This window comes from Mesorhizobium sp. ESP6-5 (assembly GCF_020164695.1).
Taxonomy (GTDB): Bacteria; Pseudomonadota; Alphaproteobacteria; order Rhizobiales; family Rhizobiaceae; genus Mesorhizobium; species Mesorhizobium australicum.
Genome location: NZ_JAIUGR010000001.1, coordinates 233,326 through 246,551 on the forward strand (window position 1 = coordinate 233,326; position 13,226 = coordinate 246,551).

Consider the following 13,226-nt stretch of genomic DNA (forward strand, 5'->3'; position numbering starts at 1 on the left):
CACGGACCGCAATGCACATCCTCACCACCACTTCCGCCTCGCTCGACGATCTCGCCGAGCCGGTCGATCTTCGGCAGACGCCGGCGGACATGGTGGCGCTGTCCTTCACCGACAGCGACCTTGCCGGACTGGCCGCGGCATGGAAGGCCGACGCCGACCGGCTGCCCACGATGCGGCTGGCTGCGCTGCGCGACCTGCGCCATCCCATGTCGGTCGATCTCTGGGTCGACAGCGTCGCCCGCCACGCCAGGATCATCCTTGTGCGCATTCTCGGCGGCTATGATTGGTGGCGCTATGGCTGCGACCAGTTGGCCGCGGTTGCCCGCGAGCGCGGCATAAAACTGGCGCTGCTTCCCGGTGAAAGCCATGACGAGGACATCAGGCTGATCGAAGCCTCGACGCTGCCGCGCGAGGAACTGGACGGGCTGCTCAACTATTTCCGCGAAGGCGGACCGGCCAATATGAGCGCGCTGGTGCATAGGCTTGCGTCGCTTGCCGGATCGGACGTGGCCGTGGCCGAGCCGGTCAAGGTGCCGAAAGCGGGTTACTATCAACCGGCATTTGGCGTCGTAGAAAAGTCGGAACTCGGCGCCGACAAGTTCGGCGCGCCCATCATCCCTATCCTTTTCTACCGTTCGATGCTGCTGGCCGCCGATGTCGCCCCCATCGATGCGCTTTTTGATGCGCTGGAGCAGCGCGGCATGCTCCCGGTTCCGATCTTCCTTTCCAGCCTGAAGGACCCAGCGTCCCTAGGGTTCGTCGAAAACGCCATCGCATCGCTAAAGCCCGCCGCCATCATTACCGCCACAGCCTTCGCATCCGGCGCCGAGCCCGGCGTCGAAACCCTGTTCGACCGCGCCGGCGTGCCGGTTTTCCAGGTCATCGTCGCCACCACCCGCCGCGACGTCTGGCAGGCCAACCAGCGCGGGCTGGCGCCCGCCGACCTCGCCATGCATGTCGTGCTGCCCGAACTCGACGGCCGCATCCTGGCTGGCGCGATCTCATTCAAGGACGAAAGCGAGGTTGACCCGGCGCTAGGCCATCGCGCCTTCGCCAACCGGCCGGAACCGGATCGCGTGGCGCAAGTGGCGAACCGCGTCGCGGCCTTTATCCGGCTGCGAGCAACGCCCCGCGCCGAGCGCAAGCTGGCGATCCTCATCCCGGATTATCCCAGCGCGCCCGGCCGCACCGGCTACGCCGTCGGGCTCGACGTGCCGTCCAGCGTGCTTGCCATGCTGCATGATCTCAAGGAAGAGGGCTATGCCGTTGAGGGGATTCCGCAAACGGCACGTGAGTTGCTGGATTTGCTGGCAAGCGGCGGGCACGGACTGGCGTTGCAGGATTATTTGGGGTTTTCGAAGGAGCTACCGCCCGCAGCAATTGCCGCGGTAGAAGCCGCTTGGGGAAAGGCAGAGGGGACAGGTTTGCGCGAGGCGCCCCCCTCTGTCCTGCCGGACATCTCCCCCACGAGGGGGGAGATTGCCCTCCGATCGCCGCTTTCGCTGACCATCAAGGACGCAGGGGAAGAGCCGGCTGTCACACTGCCGATCTCCCCCCCTGTGGGGGAGATGTCCGGCAGGACAGAGGGGGGCGCGACGGAACGCCAACCTTCGCTGGCTGGCTTGGAAAACCACTTCCCCTTCCGCGCCGCAATCTTCGGCAATATCACCGTGGCGCTCGCTCCCGACCGTGGCCGCTCGGCCGACCGCCGCGCCGATTACCACGACCCGGTGCTGCCGCCGCGCCATGCATTGCTCGCCTTCGGCCTCTGGCTGCGCAAATCGCTCGGCACTCACGCTCTCATCCATGTCGGTGCGCACGGCACGCTGGAATGGCTGCCGGGCAAGACGGTTGCGCTCTCGCAAACCTGCTTCCCCGAGATCGTCACCGGCGCATTACCCGTCATCTATCCCTTCATCGTCTCCAATCCCGGCGAGGCGGCACAGGCGAAGCGGCGGATCGCCGCCGTCACGCTCGGCCATCTGCCCCCGCCGCTGACCGGCGCCGGGTTGGACGAGAACCAGCACAAGCTTGAACGGCTGGTCGACGAATACGCGCAGGCGGATGGGCTTGACCGCCGCCGCCGCGACCGCCTGGCCAGGCTGATCATCGAAACCGCGCAGACGACAGGCCTCGCCGTGGAGGCAGGCGTCGCCGGCACCGACGCGCCGGACGAGGCGCTGCGCCGCATCGATGCCTGGCTCTGCGATCTCAAGGATTTCGCCATCAAGGACGGGCTGCATGTCTATGGCCGTGCAGCCGAGGACGAGCCCGACCTTATGCGCCGGCAAAGCGCCGAGACCGAAAAGGCCGCATTTCTCGACGCACTCGACGGCCGCCACGTCAAGGCAGGCCCGGCCGGCGCCCCCGCGCGCGGCCGTTCCGACGTGCTGCCCACCGGCCGCAACCTGTTCACTTCGGACCCGCGCACGATGCCGACGCCGACCGCTTATGAGATCGGCAAGGCCGCTGCCGAAGAAGTGGTGCGCGCCTATATGCAATCGCATGGCGACTGGCCGCGCTCGCTGGTCATCGACCTCTGGGGTTCGGCGTCGCTGCGCACCGGCGGCGAGGAGATCGCGCAGGGGCTTTCGCTGATGGGCTGTCGGCCGCAATGGGATGCCGCCACCGGCCGCGTCACCGGCATCGAGGTGCTGCCGCCGGCCACGCTTGGCCGTCCGCGCGTCGACGTCACCTGGCGCATATCAGGCCTGTTCCGCGACATGTTCCCGACCCAGATCGCGCTGATTGATGCCGCTGCCAACGCCGTTGCCGCGCGCAACGAGGAGGATTCGGAAAACCCGCTTGCCGCAAGGACGCGTGCCGAGGGCAAGATCAGCCCTCGCATTTTCGGCACCTCGCCCGGCATGTACGGCGCCGGCGTCGAGGACTTGCTGTCGAGCGGCGACTGGGCGGCGCGCGAAGAGATCGGACGCGCCTATCTCGATGCCACATCGCATGCCTATGGCGGCGCCGGCGGCGAAGGGGTCGCCGCGCCAGGCGCTTTCGAGAACCGCATCGCCGAAGCCGATCTTCTCGTTCACACCGGCAACGATCCCGGCCGCGACATCCTCGAAGGCTCCGCCGATGTCGCCTTTATCGGCGGCTTTTCGGCCGCCCTTGCAGCACTTGGCAGGAATGCCGACGTCATCGTGCTCGACACCACGGATCCGCAGAGGCCGAAGCCGCGTTCGCTCGGTGAGGCTGTGACGCGCGTGGTGCGCGCCCGCGCCGTCAATGCCCGCTTCATAGCGGGCCAGATGCGCCACGGCCCGCGCGGCGCCTCGGAATTCGCCGAAACGGTCGACCGGCTGGTCGGCTTTGCCGAGACCACCCAGGCGATACCGGGCGCGCTGATCGAGGCCGTGCACGATGCCTATCTCGGCGACGCGGACGTCCGCGCCTTCATCCTGCGCGAAAACCCGGCCGCCGCGAAGGTCATTGCCGAACGCCTCCTGTCGGCGCGCCGGCGGGGCCTCTGGCATCCCTTGCGCAATTCGATCGACGACGACCTCGCGGCCCTGATTGCCGAAGCACAGGAGTTGGCGGCATGAACGCCTACTCGCGCCGCGGCGCCTGCCCCGCTTTGTCGGCACCGATGCAGACTGGCGATGGCCTGCTGGTTCGGCTCAATCCGGTCACCGGTGGGTTGCCGCCGGCATTGCTGGTCGGGCTGTGCGAATCCGCCCTGCGCCATGGCAAGGGCATCATGGAGGTGACCGCGCGCGGCAGCCTGCAGATACGTGGCCTGACCACGCAAAGTGCGCGATTGCTGGCTGCGGAAGTCGACGCTCTGGGCATTGCGATACGCACTGGCGTGCCTGTCGAGACCGGACCGCTGGCTGGCATCGACCCACACGAGATTGCCGATCCGCGGCCGCTGGCGGAACGGATCAGGGCGGCCGTTGAAGATGCCGGACTGGCGCCAAGGCTGGGGCCGAAGGTTTCGGTTGTCGTGGATGGCGGCGGGCAGCTGACTCTGGATGCGGTAACAGCCGATGTGCGGCTGAAGGCGGTACGGAGTGGTGTCGGAGTTCAGTGGCAGGTCTCTGTTGCCGGTGATGGGCAGAGCGCAAGATTGCTGGTCGCGGCGGAAGAAGACACTGCGCGCGATGTTGCGGTTGCGGTGCTCAGGATGGTTACCGAGAAGGGGCGCGAGTCTCGTGCGCGGGATTTGTCGGAGCGGCAGTTGGTGTCTCTGGCGGGTTGGCTATGCTTGACAAGTTTGCGCGAGGCGCCCCCCTCTGTCCTGCCGGACATCTCCCCCTCTAGGGGGGAGATCACGATGTCACCGACGGTTTCGCCAATCTCCGATGTTGTTAAGGAAAAGCCGGAGTCGAAGCTGCCGATCTCCCCCCCTGATGGGGAGATGTCCGGCAGGACAGAGGGGGGCGCCTCGCGCAGGCCTATCGGCCTTTTCTCCTTAGCCGGCGACATTTTCACCTTCGGCATCGGCCTTCCCTACGGCAGCATGCCGGCGGACAAGATCATCGGCCTCGCGCAAAAAGCTCTTGCCCTCGGCACGTCAGAGATCCGCCTCGCCCCTGGCCGCGCCTTGCTTTTCCTCGGCCAGCCGACGGAAGCCAATCAATCCCTTCACCACACCGCCGCCACCCTCGGCTTCGTCACCTCTCCCACCGACCCGCGCACGCGCATCGCGGCCTGCCCCGGCGCCCCGGCCTGCGCTTCCGGCCGGATCGCGACCCGCGACATCGCCGAGGCGATCGCCACCAAAAACGCCGACATCCTCGATTTCACGCTGCACGTGTCGGGCTGCGCCAAGGGCTGCGCCAATCCCGGCCCGGCAGCGCTCACAATAGTCGGCGGCGAAAATGGAGCCGGACTTGTCGTGAACGCGACGGCAAAGTCTCTTCCTGCCGGCTACAGGCCGGGCTATGACGCCCCGCGCGGCTTCAGCCGCGTCGCGGCGATGATCCGCGGCGCACGACATCAGGGCGAAACCGCCGCCGCTTGCCTGACAAGGCTTGGCACGGCAGCAATCGCCGAAATGTACCAACAGGAATGAGCATGGCCGCCTACGACTATATCCACGACGGCACGGCGATCTACGAGCGCTCCTTCGCCATCATCCGCGCCGAGGCCGATCTCTCGCGCTTTTCCGAGGCCGAGGCCGATGTCGCCATCCGCATGATCCATGCCTGCGGCCAGGTCGAGGCAGCAAGTCATTTCGTTTTCTCCCCCGATTTCGTCAGCGCCGCGCGCAAAGCCCTTGCCGCCGGCGCGCCGATCTTCTGCGACGCCGAAATGGTCTCGCATGGCGTCACCCGCGCCCGGCTGCCGGCCGGCAATGAGGTGATCTGCACCTTGCGCGACCCGCGCACGCACGACATCGCGAGGCAGATCGGCAATACCCGCTCGGCGGCCGCCATCGACCTCTGGGGCGAGCGCATCGCCGGTTCGGTGGTCGCCATCGGCAACGCACCGACCGCGCTCTTTTATCTCCTGGAGAAGTTGCGCGATGGCGCGCCGAAGCCGGCGGCCATTATCGGCATGCCGGTCGGCTTCGTCGGCGCTGCCGAATCCAAGGACGCACTGGCCGAGAATTCCTATGGCGTGCCCTATGCCATCGTGCGCGGCAGGCTTGGAGGCAGCGCCATGACCGCCGCCGCGCTCAATTCACTGGCGAGGCCGGGTCTGTGAACGCGCTCCCCAAAGGCCGTCTCGTTGGTGTCGGCACCGGTCCCGGCGACCCAGAATTGTTGACGCTGAAGGCCGCGCGGGTGCTGGCCGAGGCCGATGTCGTGGCGTATTTCGCCAAGCGCGGCAACAACAGCAATGCGCGCGCCATCGTCGAGGCGCGCTTCCGGCCCGACATGCTGGAACTGCCGCTGCTCTATCCCGTGACCACCGAGATCGACAAAGATCACGACGATTACCGGTCGCAGATCACGGGTTTCTACGAGGAGTCGGCGGAACAGGTCGCCGAGCACCTCGACGCCGGCAGGGTGGTTGCCGTGCTGTCCGAAGGCGATCCCCTGTTCTACGGGTCCTACATGCATCTGCATGTCCGCCTTGCCCATCGTTTCCCCACCGAGGTCATTCCCGGCATCACCGCAATGTCCGGCTGCTGGTCGCAGACCGGTGTGCCGATCGTCCAGGGCGACGACGTGCTGACCGTGCTGCCCGGCACGATGAGCGAGTTCGAGCTGACGCGCCGCCTCGCCGACACCGACGCCGCCGTCATCATGAAGGTCGGCCGCAACCTGCCCAAGATCAGGCGCGCGCTGGAGGCGACCGGCAGGCTGACGCGCGCCGTTTATGTCGAGCGCGGCACGATGGCCGGCAGCGTCTCGATGAAACTTGCCGACAAGCCGGATGACAAGGCGCCCTACTTCGCCATTGTGCTGGTTGCCGGCTGGTCCGGTCGGCCGGGCGCGGCTGGAGCCCAGATATGAGCGGCCGTCTCACCGTCATCGGCCTCGGGCCCGGCAATGCAGACCAGGTCACGCCGCAAGCCAGCCACGCTATCGCCGAGGCCAAATTCTTCTACGGCTACAAGCCGTATCTGGACCGGCTCGGCCTGCGCCCGGACCAGACCCGTGTCGCTTCCGACAACCGCGAGGAACTCGCCCGCTCCAAGGATGCCTTGACCAAGGCCGCCGAGGGTCACGACGTCGCCGTGGTGTCGGGCGGCGATCCCGGCGTCTTCGCCATGGCCGCAGCGGTCTGCGAGGCCATCGAGGCCGGTCCGGCCGAATGGCGCGCGGTCGATGTCGCTGTCGTGCCCGGCGTCACCGCCATGCTCGCGGTCGCCGCCCGCATCGGCGCGCCGCTTGGCCACGACTTCTGCGCTATCTCGCTGTCCGACAACCTGAAGCCTTGGGATCTGATCGAACTGCGTCTTCTGGCGGCGGCCGGCGCCGGCTTCGTGATTGCGCTCTACAATCCGATCAGCAAGGCGCGTCCCTGGCAGCTTGGCCGCGCCTTCGAATGCCTGGCCGCCATCCTGCCCGGCACGACGCCGGTGATCTTCGGCCGCGCCGCCGGCCGGCCCGACGAGCGCATCGAGGTCTATCTGCTGGCCGATGTCGACGCCGAAAAGGCCGACATGGCGACCTGCATCATCATCGGCTCGCCGGAGACCCGGATCATCAAGCGCGGCGAAAAGCCGGCGCTGGTCTACACGCCGCGCTCGGCATCGGGCTCGACGAAATGACGGACCATCGCGGCCAGCGCTTCGACGGTCTCAGCCGAAGGCACATCCGGCAGGACGGGCCTGCGCACCATGATCACCTCGATGCCGAGCGTTCGCGCCGCGGCAATCTTCCCGTATGTCGCCGTGCCGCCGCTGTTCTTCGACACCACGACATCGATACGATGCTTTTCGAGCAGCACGCGCTCGTCGGTCTCGCCAAATGGCCCCCGCGCGAGCAGATAGTCGGCATCGGGCACAACCAGCTTCGGCTCGACCGGATCGACGCTGCGGATGAGGTAGTGGTGTTGGGGTGCGGCCTCGAAGGCGGTGACCTCCTGCCGGCCCAGCGCCAGAAATACACGGCGTGGCGCCGGTCCAAGCGCCCGTGCCGCCCCGGCAACGCTGTCCACCTCAAGCCAGCGGTCGCCCTGAACGACATCCCAGCCCGGACGCCGCAAGGCAAGGATCGGCACGCCTGTGGCGCGTGCCGCTTGCGCGGCATTGACGGAGATACGCGCCGCGTAGGGATGCGTGGCGTCGATCAGCAGACCAGTGCCTTTCTTCCTGAGGTAAGCGGCCAAACCGTCGGCACCCCCGAACCCTCCACTTCGCACGGGCACCCCTTGCGCGACGGGATTTTCCGTACGGCCGGCCAGCGACAGCGTGACCGAGCAATCGGCGCGCGCCGCCAGTTTTCCGGCCAGTTGCCGGGCTTCGGTGGTGCCGCCGAGGATCAGAATGCGGTGGGTCATCATGCCTGCTGAGGGTCCCCGCGCCGCCAAGCCCAACCCGAGATGGCTCACAATCGTCGGCATCGGTGAGGACGGTTTAGCGGGTCTCGGCGACGAGGCCAAGCGGCGGATCGCCGAGGCGGAGTTCATCTTCGGCGGCAAGCGGCACCTGGCGCTCGTCGCTTCCTTCGCCAAGGGCAAGCCGCGTCCCTGGCCGGTTCCTTTCGATGCCGGGATGGCCGACGTCCTGGCGCTTGCCGGTAGGAACGTCTGCGTGCTCGCCTCCGGCGACCCGTTCTTCCACGGGGTCGGCGCCACCCTCGCCCGCAAGGTCAAGCCGCGCGAGATGCACGTCATACCAGCGCCGTCGGCGTTGTCGCTGGCCGCGGCGCGGCTTGGCTGGGCGCTACAGGATATCGAGACCGTCTCACTGCACGGCCACCCGATCGACCTGATCCGCCCACTGCTGCAGCCCAACGCCCGCATCCTGGCGCTGACATCCGATGGCTTCGCTCCGGCGGCGGTTGCCCGCCTGCTCGCCGAACTCGACTTCGGCACTTCGCGGCTGACGGTGCTGGAAGCGTTGGGCGGGCCGAAGGAGACATTGCGCTCGGCTCGCGCCGATGCTTTCGACCTCGAAAACATCAATCCGCTCAATGTCCTGGCCATCGAAATTGATTCGGCCCCGCAGGCGCGCGTGCTGTCGCTCACGGCAGGCCTCGCCGACCATCTGTTTGAGCATGACGGCCAGATCACCAAGCGCGAAATCCGCGCTATCACCCTGTCGGCGCTGGCGCCGAGGCGGGGCGAATTGCTGTGGGATGTCGGCGCCGGCTCGGGCTCGATTGGCATCGAATGGATGCTCGCCCACCCTTCGCTGCGCGCCATCGCCATCGAGGCCGACCCGGCTCGCGCCGCCCGCATCGGCCACAACGCCGTTGCCTGCGGCGTTCCCGGCCTTGTCATTGTGGAAGGCAGCGCGCCCAAGGCCCTGGCCAGACTGGAGACACCTGATGCCATCTTCATCGGCGGCGGCGGCAGCGACGCCGGCGTCATGAACGCCGCCATCAGAGCCTTGCGCGCCGGCGGCCGTCTTGTCGCCAACGCGGTGACGTTGGAAATGGAAGCCCTGCTCCTCGCCCAGCACACAAAGCGCGGCGGCGACCTCACCCGCATCGGCATCTCCCGCGCTTCGCCGGTCGGCTCCATGCAGGCATGGCGGCCGGCCATGCCCGTCACGCAATGGAGCTGGGTGAAGCCATGATGGTCGCGGGCATCGGCAGCCGAAGGGGCGTCACCGTCGAGGACGTGCTCGCGGCCATAGAAACCGCACTCGAAACGCATGGCCTGGCGATGACAGCTCTTTCGGCACTGGCCACCGCGGCGCTCAAGAAGGATGAAGACGCCATCGCCGCCGCCGGTCGCAAGCTGAACCTTCCCGTCATTATCGTCGACGACGCAGCCCTTCAGGCCGCCTCGCCGGGGACGCTCAGCAGCTCCAGCCTCTCGCGGGAGCTGGCGGGCACGTCATCGGTCTCGGAAGCCTCCGCCCTTGCCGTCGCCGGCAAAGGCGCGACGCTGCTTGGGTCCCGCACCGTGCTCGGTCCGGTCACCTGCGCCATCGCCATCAGCGGAGACGCGCCATGACCGTCCATTTCATCGGCGCCGGCCCAGGTGCGGCGGACCTCATCACGCTGCGTGGCGCAAGGCTCCTGGCGAGTTGCCCGGTCTGCCTCCACGCCGGCTCCATCGTCGCGCCGGAACTGCTGCAGCATTGCGCGCCGGGAACGAAGCTGGTCGACACCGCGCCGATGTCGCTCGACGAGATCGAGGCTGAATATGTGGCAGCCCAAATGGCCGGCCATGATGTTGCCCGCCTGCATTCCGGCGACCTGTCGGTGTGGAGTGCCGTGGCCGAGCAGATCCGCCGGCTGGAAAAGCATGGCATCCCCTACACGCTGACGCCGGGCGTCCCTTCCTTCGCGGCCGCCGCCGCCGCACTTCGCCGCGAGCTGACCATCCCCGAAGTCGCGCAAAGCCTGGTGCTGACCCGCGTTTCCGGACGTGCGTCGAAAATGCCGCCGGGCGAAACCCTGGCCGGCTTCGGCCGCACCGGCGCCACGCTGGCCATCCACCTTGCCATCCACGCCATCGACCGCGTCGTCGCCGAGCTGACGCCGCACTATGGCGGCGATTGCCCGGTGGCGATTGTCTTCCGCGCCTCGTGGCCGGACGAACGCGTGCTGACCGGCACGCTGGAATCCATCGAGGCACAACTGGCGGCCGATCCGATGGAGCGTACAGCGCTCATTTTCGTCGGCCGCTCGCTGGCGGCACAAGATTTCGGCGAGAGTTCATTGTACGACGCCCATTACCAGCGGCGTTTTCGCGGACGGGACGGATTGTGAGCGCCAGCACTGGAAATAACGGCGAAAACGCCACACTCGAACAGGCGCTCGCACGGCTGAACTTCAAGCCGCGTCCGCTTGAGCCGGGGCATGTCTGGCTGGCCGGCGCCGGTCCCGGCGATCCCGGCTGCCTGACGCTGGAGGTGCTGGCGGCACTGGCCGAGGCGGATGCGCTGGTCTACGACGCGCTGGTTTCGCCCGATGTGGTTGCTGTTGCCGGAAATGCCGAGCTTTTCTTTGCGGGAAAACGCGGCGGCAAGCCCTCGATGAAGCAGGATGACATCACCGCTCTGCTGGTGCGGCTGGCGCGTGAAGGCCGCCGCGTCATCAGGCTGAAGGGCGGCGATCCCTATATTTTCGGCCGTGGCGGCGAAGGGGCGCTGGCGCTGGCGCGTGAGAACATTCCGTTCCGCGTCCTGCCAGGCCTCACCTCGGGTCTCAGCGCGCTCGCCGCCACCGGCATTCCCGCCACCATGCGCGGCATCAACAAGGCTGTCATTCTGGCGACTGGCCACGCCGCCGGCACCGATGACGATCTCGACTGGGCGGCGATCGCCCGCACCGGCCAGCCGGTCGTCGTCTACATGGGCATGGCCAATCTGCCTCTCATAGCAGCCGCCCTGCTCGACGGCGGACTGGCGCCATCGACACCGGCGGCCGTGATCGTCGCCGCGACGACGCCGCGGGAAAGGACCATCGTCGCCACGCTCGCCACCATTGCCGAGGCAGCGGCGGCGGCCGGGCTCGCCTCGCCGGCATTGATCGTCGTCGGCGGCATCGTCGCCATGCGCGCGGCACTGGCGGGCGGGGCATGACGGCCCGGGCGATCATCATCGGCGCGCCGCGCTCTGGTTCGGGCAAGACCAGCGTCACCATCGGCATCCTGCGCGCACTCACCCGGCGTGGCCTGAAAGTGCGCGGCGCCAAGTCCGGCCCCGATTATATCGATCCTGGCTTCCACACCGCCGCCACCGGCCTGTCCGGCGTCAATCTCGACAGCTGGGCGATGTCACCGTCGCTGCTCAATGCGCTCGCCGCGCAAGCGGCCGACGACACCGATTTCGTCATCCTCGAAAGCGCCATGGGCCTGTTCGACGGCATCCCGGCCTCGCCTGGCCGCACCGGTTCGGCTGCCGATCTGGCCCGGCTCTACGGTCTGCCGGTGCTGCTGGTGCTCGACGTGTCAGGCCAGTCGACGACGGCGGCGGCCGTCGCCAAGGGTTTTGCCACGTACGACCCGGATGTGCGCATGGCCGGCGTCGTGCTCAACCGGCTGGGCAGCGAGCGCCATCGGAAGCTGTCCGGCGACGCCATCGAGGCGATCGGCCTGCCAGTCGTCGGCGCTATTTTGCGCGACCCCTCGCTCAATTTGCCCGAGCGCCATCTCGGCCTCGTCCAGGCCGGCGAATATGACGACCTGATGGCGCATCTCGACCGGCTCGCCGACACGGCGGAGAAGTCGCTCGACCTCGACGCGGTCATGGCGCTGGCAACGCCCTTCGCCCCGGCAGCAGGTTCCTTCGCCGACGCGCTGCGGCCGCCCGGTCAACGCATCGCGCTTGCCGAGGATGCCGCCTTCACCTTCCTCTACCCGCATGTCGCCGCTTATTGGCGCAAGGCCGGCGCGGAAATCGTCCCGTTCTCGCCGCTCGCCGACGAAGCGCCGGACGAGGATTGCGATGTTTGCTGGCTGCCCGGCGGCTATCCCGAGCTTCATGCCGGCAAACTCACGGCCGCCGCGAATTTCCATGCGGGGATGGCACGTTTCGCCACGACAAAGCCGATCCATGGCGAATGCGGTGGCTTCATGGTGCTTGGTGAAGCGATGGAGGATGCATCAGGCGAAACGCATCGCATGCTCGGCCTGCTCGGCCATTCCACCAGCTTCGCCAGGCGCAAGATGAATCTTGGCTACCGCGAGGCTCGGCTGCGTGCCGATTGCCCGCTGGGTTCGCAGGGCGCGCTGATCCGGGGTCACGAATTCCACTATGCGCAGATGACGGCCACCGGCAATGACGAGCCGCTGGCTGACCTTGCCGATGGCCAGGGCAATCCGCTCGGCGCCTCAGGCTACCGGCGCGGCCACGTCAGCGGCACCTTCTTTCATGCGATTGCGAGGAGCTAGGGCCATGAAGCTCCCGAAAATCACCCTGTCGCCCCGGCAAGTCCTCGACGACATCGCGCTTTGCCTGGTCTTCTTCACCCGCCTGCCGCTGCCCGTGTTTGATTTTCGCGGCCGCAACCTCGCCGCCGCGATCTGGGCCGCCCCCATTGCCGGCCTTGTCGTCGGCCTGATCGGCGCCGTCGTTTTTGCCACGGCGGAACGCTTTGGCCTTGCCACTGGGCCGGCGGCTGCCCTTGCCCTTGTTGCAACCGTGGCTACCACGGGCTGCCTGCACGAGGATGGATTGTCGGACGTTGCCGACGGCTTCGGTGGCGGCAAGTCGCGCGGCCGCAAGCTCGAGATCATGCGCGACAGCCGCATCGGCGCTTATGGCGCCATGGCGCTGGCGCTGGCGCTGCTGATCCGCTGGAGCGCGCTGTCGCAAGTGGTGGAACCCACACAGGCTCTGTTTGCGCTCGTGGCGGCGCACGCAGCCTCGCGTGGCGTGCTCGGCGCCTTCATGCATCTCTTGCCACCGGCGCGGTCCGACGGCCTGTCGGCTGGCGCCGGCACCGTTTCGCTCGAAACGGCAATAGCCGGAGCCGTGCTCGGCGCGATACCACTACTCCTGCTCGGGCTTGGCGGCGCCATTGCCGCGCTCATCCTGCTCGGCCTGTTCTTTGCCGCCTTCCACGCCCTTTGCCTCAACCAGATCGAGGGCCAGACCGGCGACACGGTTGGCGCCTTGCAGCAGTTGAGCGAAATCGCGGTGCTTCTCGTCGCTTCCGTCGCCCTTTCCTGACCCCCTTGACCTGATTCCCTTCCGG

12 protein-coding genes are annotated in these 13,226 nt (G+C 67.5%); 11 read left to right on the forward strand and 1 reads right to left on the reverse strand.

Translation table 11 applies throughout. The features are described 5' to 3' along the window. Window positions 1–11: 11 nt before the first annotated feature. From LB524_RS01115 to LB524_RS01135, 5 genes are read left to right on the forward strand one after another with little or no spacing between them, the layout of a single operon-like run. Window positions 12–3,554: a cobaltochelatase subunit CobN gene (locus LB524_RS01115; protein ID WP_224523235.1), complete on the forward strand. Its 3,543-nt coding sequence runs from the start codon at window positions 12–14 to the stop codon at window positions 3,552–3,554. Further along, window positions 3,551–5,026, forward strand: a complete 1,476-nt coding sequence (cobG, locus tag LB524_RS01120; protein ID WP_224523237.1) for a precorrin-3B synthase — start codon at window positions 3,551–3,553, stop codon at window positions 5,024–5,026. Before LB524_RS01115 ends, cobG begins: the two co-directional genes overlap by 4 nt. 2 nt (window positions 5,027–5,028) lie before the next feature. Continuing rightward, complete coding sequence (locus LB524_RS01125; protein WP_140615803.1) at window positions 5,029–5,661, forward strand: precorrin-8X methylmutase; 633 nt, start codon at window positions 5,029–5,031, stop codon at window positions 5,659–5,661. Next, window positions 5,658–6,416 (forward strand): precorrin-2 C(20)-methyltransferase, encoded by a 759-nt coding sequence (locus LB524_RS01130; protein ID WP_140822119.1) that lies wholly within the window; start codon window positions 5,658–5,660, stop codon window positions 6,414–6,416. Before LB524_RS01125 ends, LB524_RS01130 begins: the two co-directional genes overlap by 4 nt. After that, window positions 6,413–7,177 (forward strand): precorrin-3B C(17)-methyltransferase, encoded by a 765-nt coding sequence (locus tag LB524_RS01135; protein ID WP_224523239.1) that lies wholly within the window; start codon window positions 6,413–6,415, stop codon window positions 7,175–7,177. Before LB524_RS01130 ends, LB524_RS01135 begins: the two co-directional genes overlap by 4 nt. Here LB524_RS01135 and LB524_RS01140 read toward each other — a convergent pair. Then, on the reverse strand, window positions 7,141–7,908 hold the full coding sequence (locus LB524_RS01140; protein ID WP_224523240.1) for a cobalt-precorrin-6A reductase: 768 nt from the start codon (window positions 7,906–7,908) through the stop codon (window positions 7,141–7,143). The two genes, LB524_RS01135 and LB524_RS01140, sit on opposite strands and share 37 nt — an antisense overlap. A 1-nt stretch (window position 7,909) precedes the next feature. On the opposite strand from LB524_RS01140, the gene LB524_RS01145 reads away from it, so the two are divergent. Genes LB524_RS01145 through cobS form a run of 6 tightly spaced genes read left to right on the forward strand, consistent with a single transcriptional unit; the run spans window position 7,910 to window position 13,201 of the window. Continuing rightward, a complete protein-coding gene (locus LB524_RS01145; protein ID WP_015317328.1) occupies window positions 7,910–9,151 on the forward strand; it encodes a bifunctional cobalt-precorrin-7 (C(5))-methyltransferase/cobalt-precorrin-6B (C(15))-methyltransferase in 1,242 nt (413 codons plus the stop codon). Further along, entirely contained in the window at window positions 9,148–9,534 is a 387-nt protein-coding gene (locus tag LB524_RS01150) for a cobalamin biosynthesis protein (RefSeq protein ID WP_140660991.1), read from the forward strand. The genes LB524_RS01145 and LB524_RS01150 overlap by 4 nt, the downstream gene beginning before the upstream one ends. Then, on the forward strand, window positions 9,531–10,295 hold the full coding sequence (gene cobM / locus LB524_RS01155) for a precorrin-4 C(11)-methyltransferase (RefSeq protein ID WP_224523242.1): 765 nt from the start codon (window positions 9,531–9,533) through the stop codon (window positions 10,293–10,295). Before LB524_RS01150 ends, cobM begins: the two co-directional genes overlap by 4 nt. Next, window positions 10,292–11,110, forward strand: coding sequence for a uroporphyrinogen-III C-methyltransferase (cobA, locus tag LB524_RS01160; RefSeq protein WP_224523244.1), 819 nt, complete (start codon window positions 10,292–10,294; stop codon window positions 11,108–11,110). The genes cobM and cobA overlap by 4 nt, the downstream gene beginning before the upstream one ends. Beyond that, a complete protein-coding gene (locus tag LB524_RS01165; RefSeq protein WP_224523245.1) occupies window positions 11,107–12,420 on the forward strand; it encodes a cobyrinate a,c-diamide synthase in 1,314 nt (437 codons plus the stop codon). The genes cobA and LB524_RS01165 overlap by 4 nt, the downstream gene beginning before the upstream one ends. Before the next feature lie 4 nt (window positions 12,421–12,424). Beyond that, a complete protein-coding gene (cobS, locus tag LB524_RS01170) occupies window positions 12,425–13,201 on the forward strand; it encodes an adenosylcobinamide-GDP ribazoletransferase (protein WP_224523246.1) in 777 nt (258 codons plus the stop codon). Window positions 13,202–13,226: the final 25 nt, after the last annotated feature.

Bases quoted from the DNA above. Each gene is read 5' to 3' on its own strand.
- LB524_RS01135 (WP_224523239.1), top strand. From the start codon at position 6,413: ATGAGCGGCCGTCTCACCGTCATCGGCCTCGGGCCCGGCAATGCAGAC.
- LB524_RS01145 (WP_015317328.1), top strand. From the start codon at position 7,910: ATGCCTGCTGAGGGTCCCCGCGCCGCCAAGCCCAACCCGAGATGGCTC.
- cobM (WP_224523242.1), top strand. From the start codon at position 9,531: ATGACCGTCCATTTCATCGGCGCCGGCCCAGGTGCGGCGGACCTCATC.
- LB524_RS01150 (WP_140660991.1), top strand. From the start codon at position 9,148: ATGATGGTCGCGGGCATCGGCAGCCGAAGGGGCGTCACCGTCGAGGAC.
- LB524_RS01115 (WP_224523235.1), top strand. From the start codon at position 12: ATGCACATCCTCACCACCACTTCCGCCTCGCTCGACGATCTCGCCGAG.
- LB524_RS01140 (WP_224523240.1), bottom strand. From the start codon at position 7,908: ATGACCCACCGCATTCTGATCCTCGGCGGCACCACCGAAGCCCGGCAA.
- cobG (WP_224523237.1), top strand. From the start codon at position 3,551: ATGAACGCCTACTCGCGCCGCGGCGCCTGCCCCGCTTTGTCGGCACCG.
- cobS (WP_224523246.1), top strand. From the start codon at position 12,425: ATGAAGCTCCCGAAAATCACCCTGTCGCCCCGGCAAGTCCTCGACGAC.
- LB524_RS01165 (WP_224523245.1), top strand. From the start codon at position 11,107: ATGACGGCCCGGGCGATCATCATCGGCGCGCCGCGCTCTGGTTCGGGC.
- LB524_RS01125 (WP_140615803.1), top strand. From the start codon at position 5,029: ATGGCCGCCTACGACTATATCCACGACGGCACGGCGATCTACGAGCGC.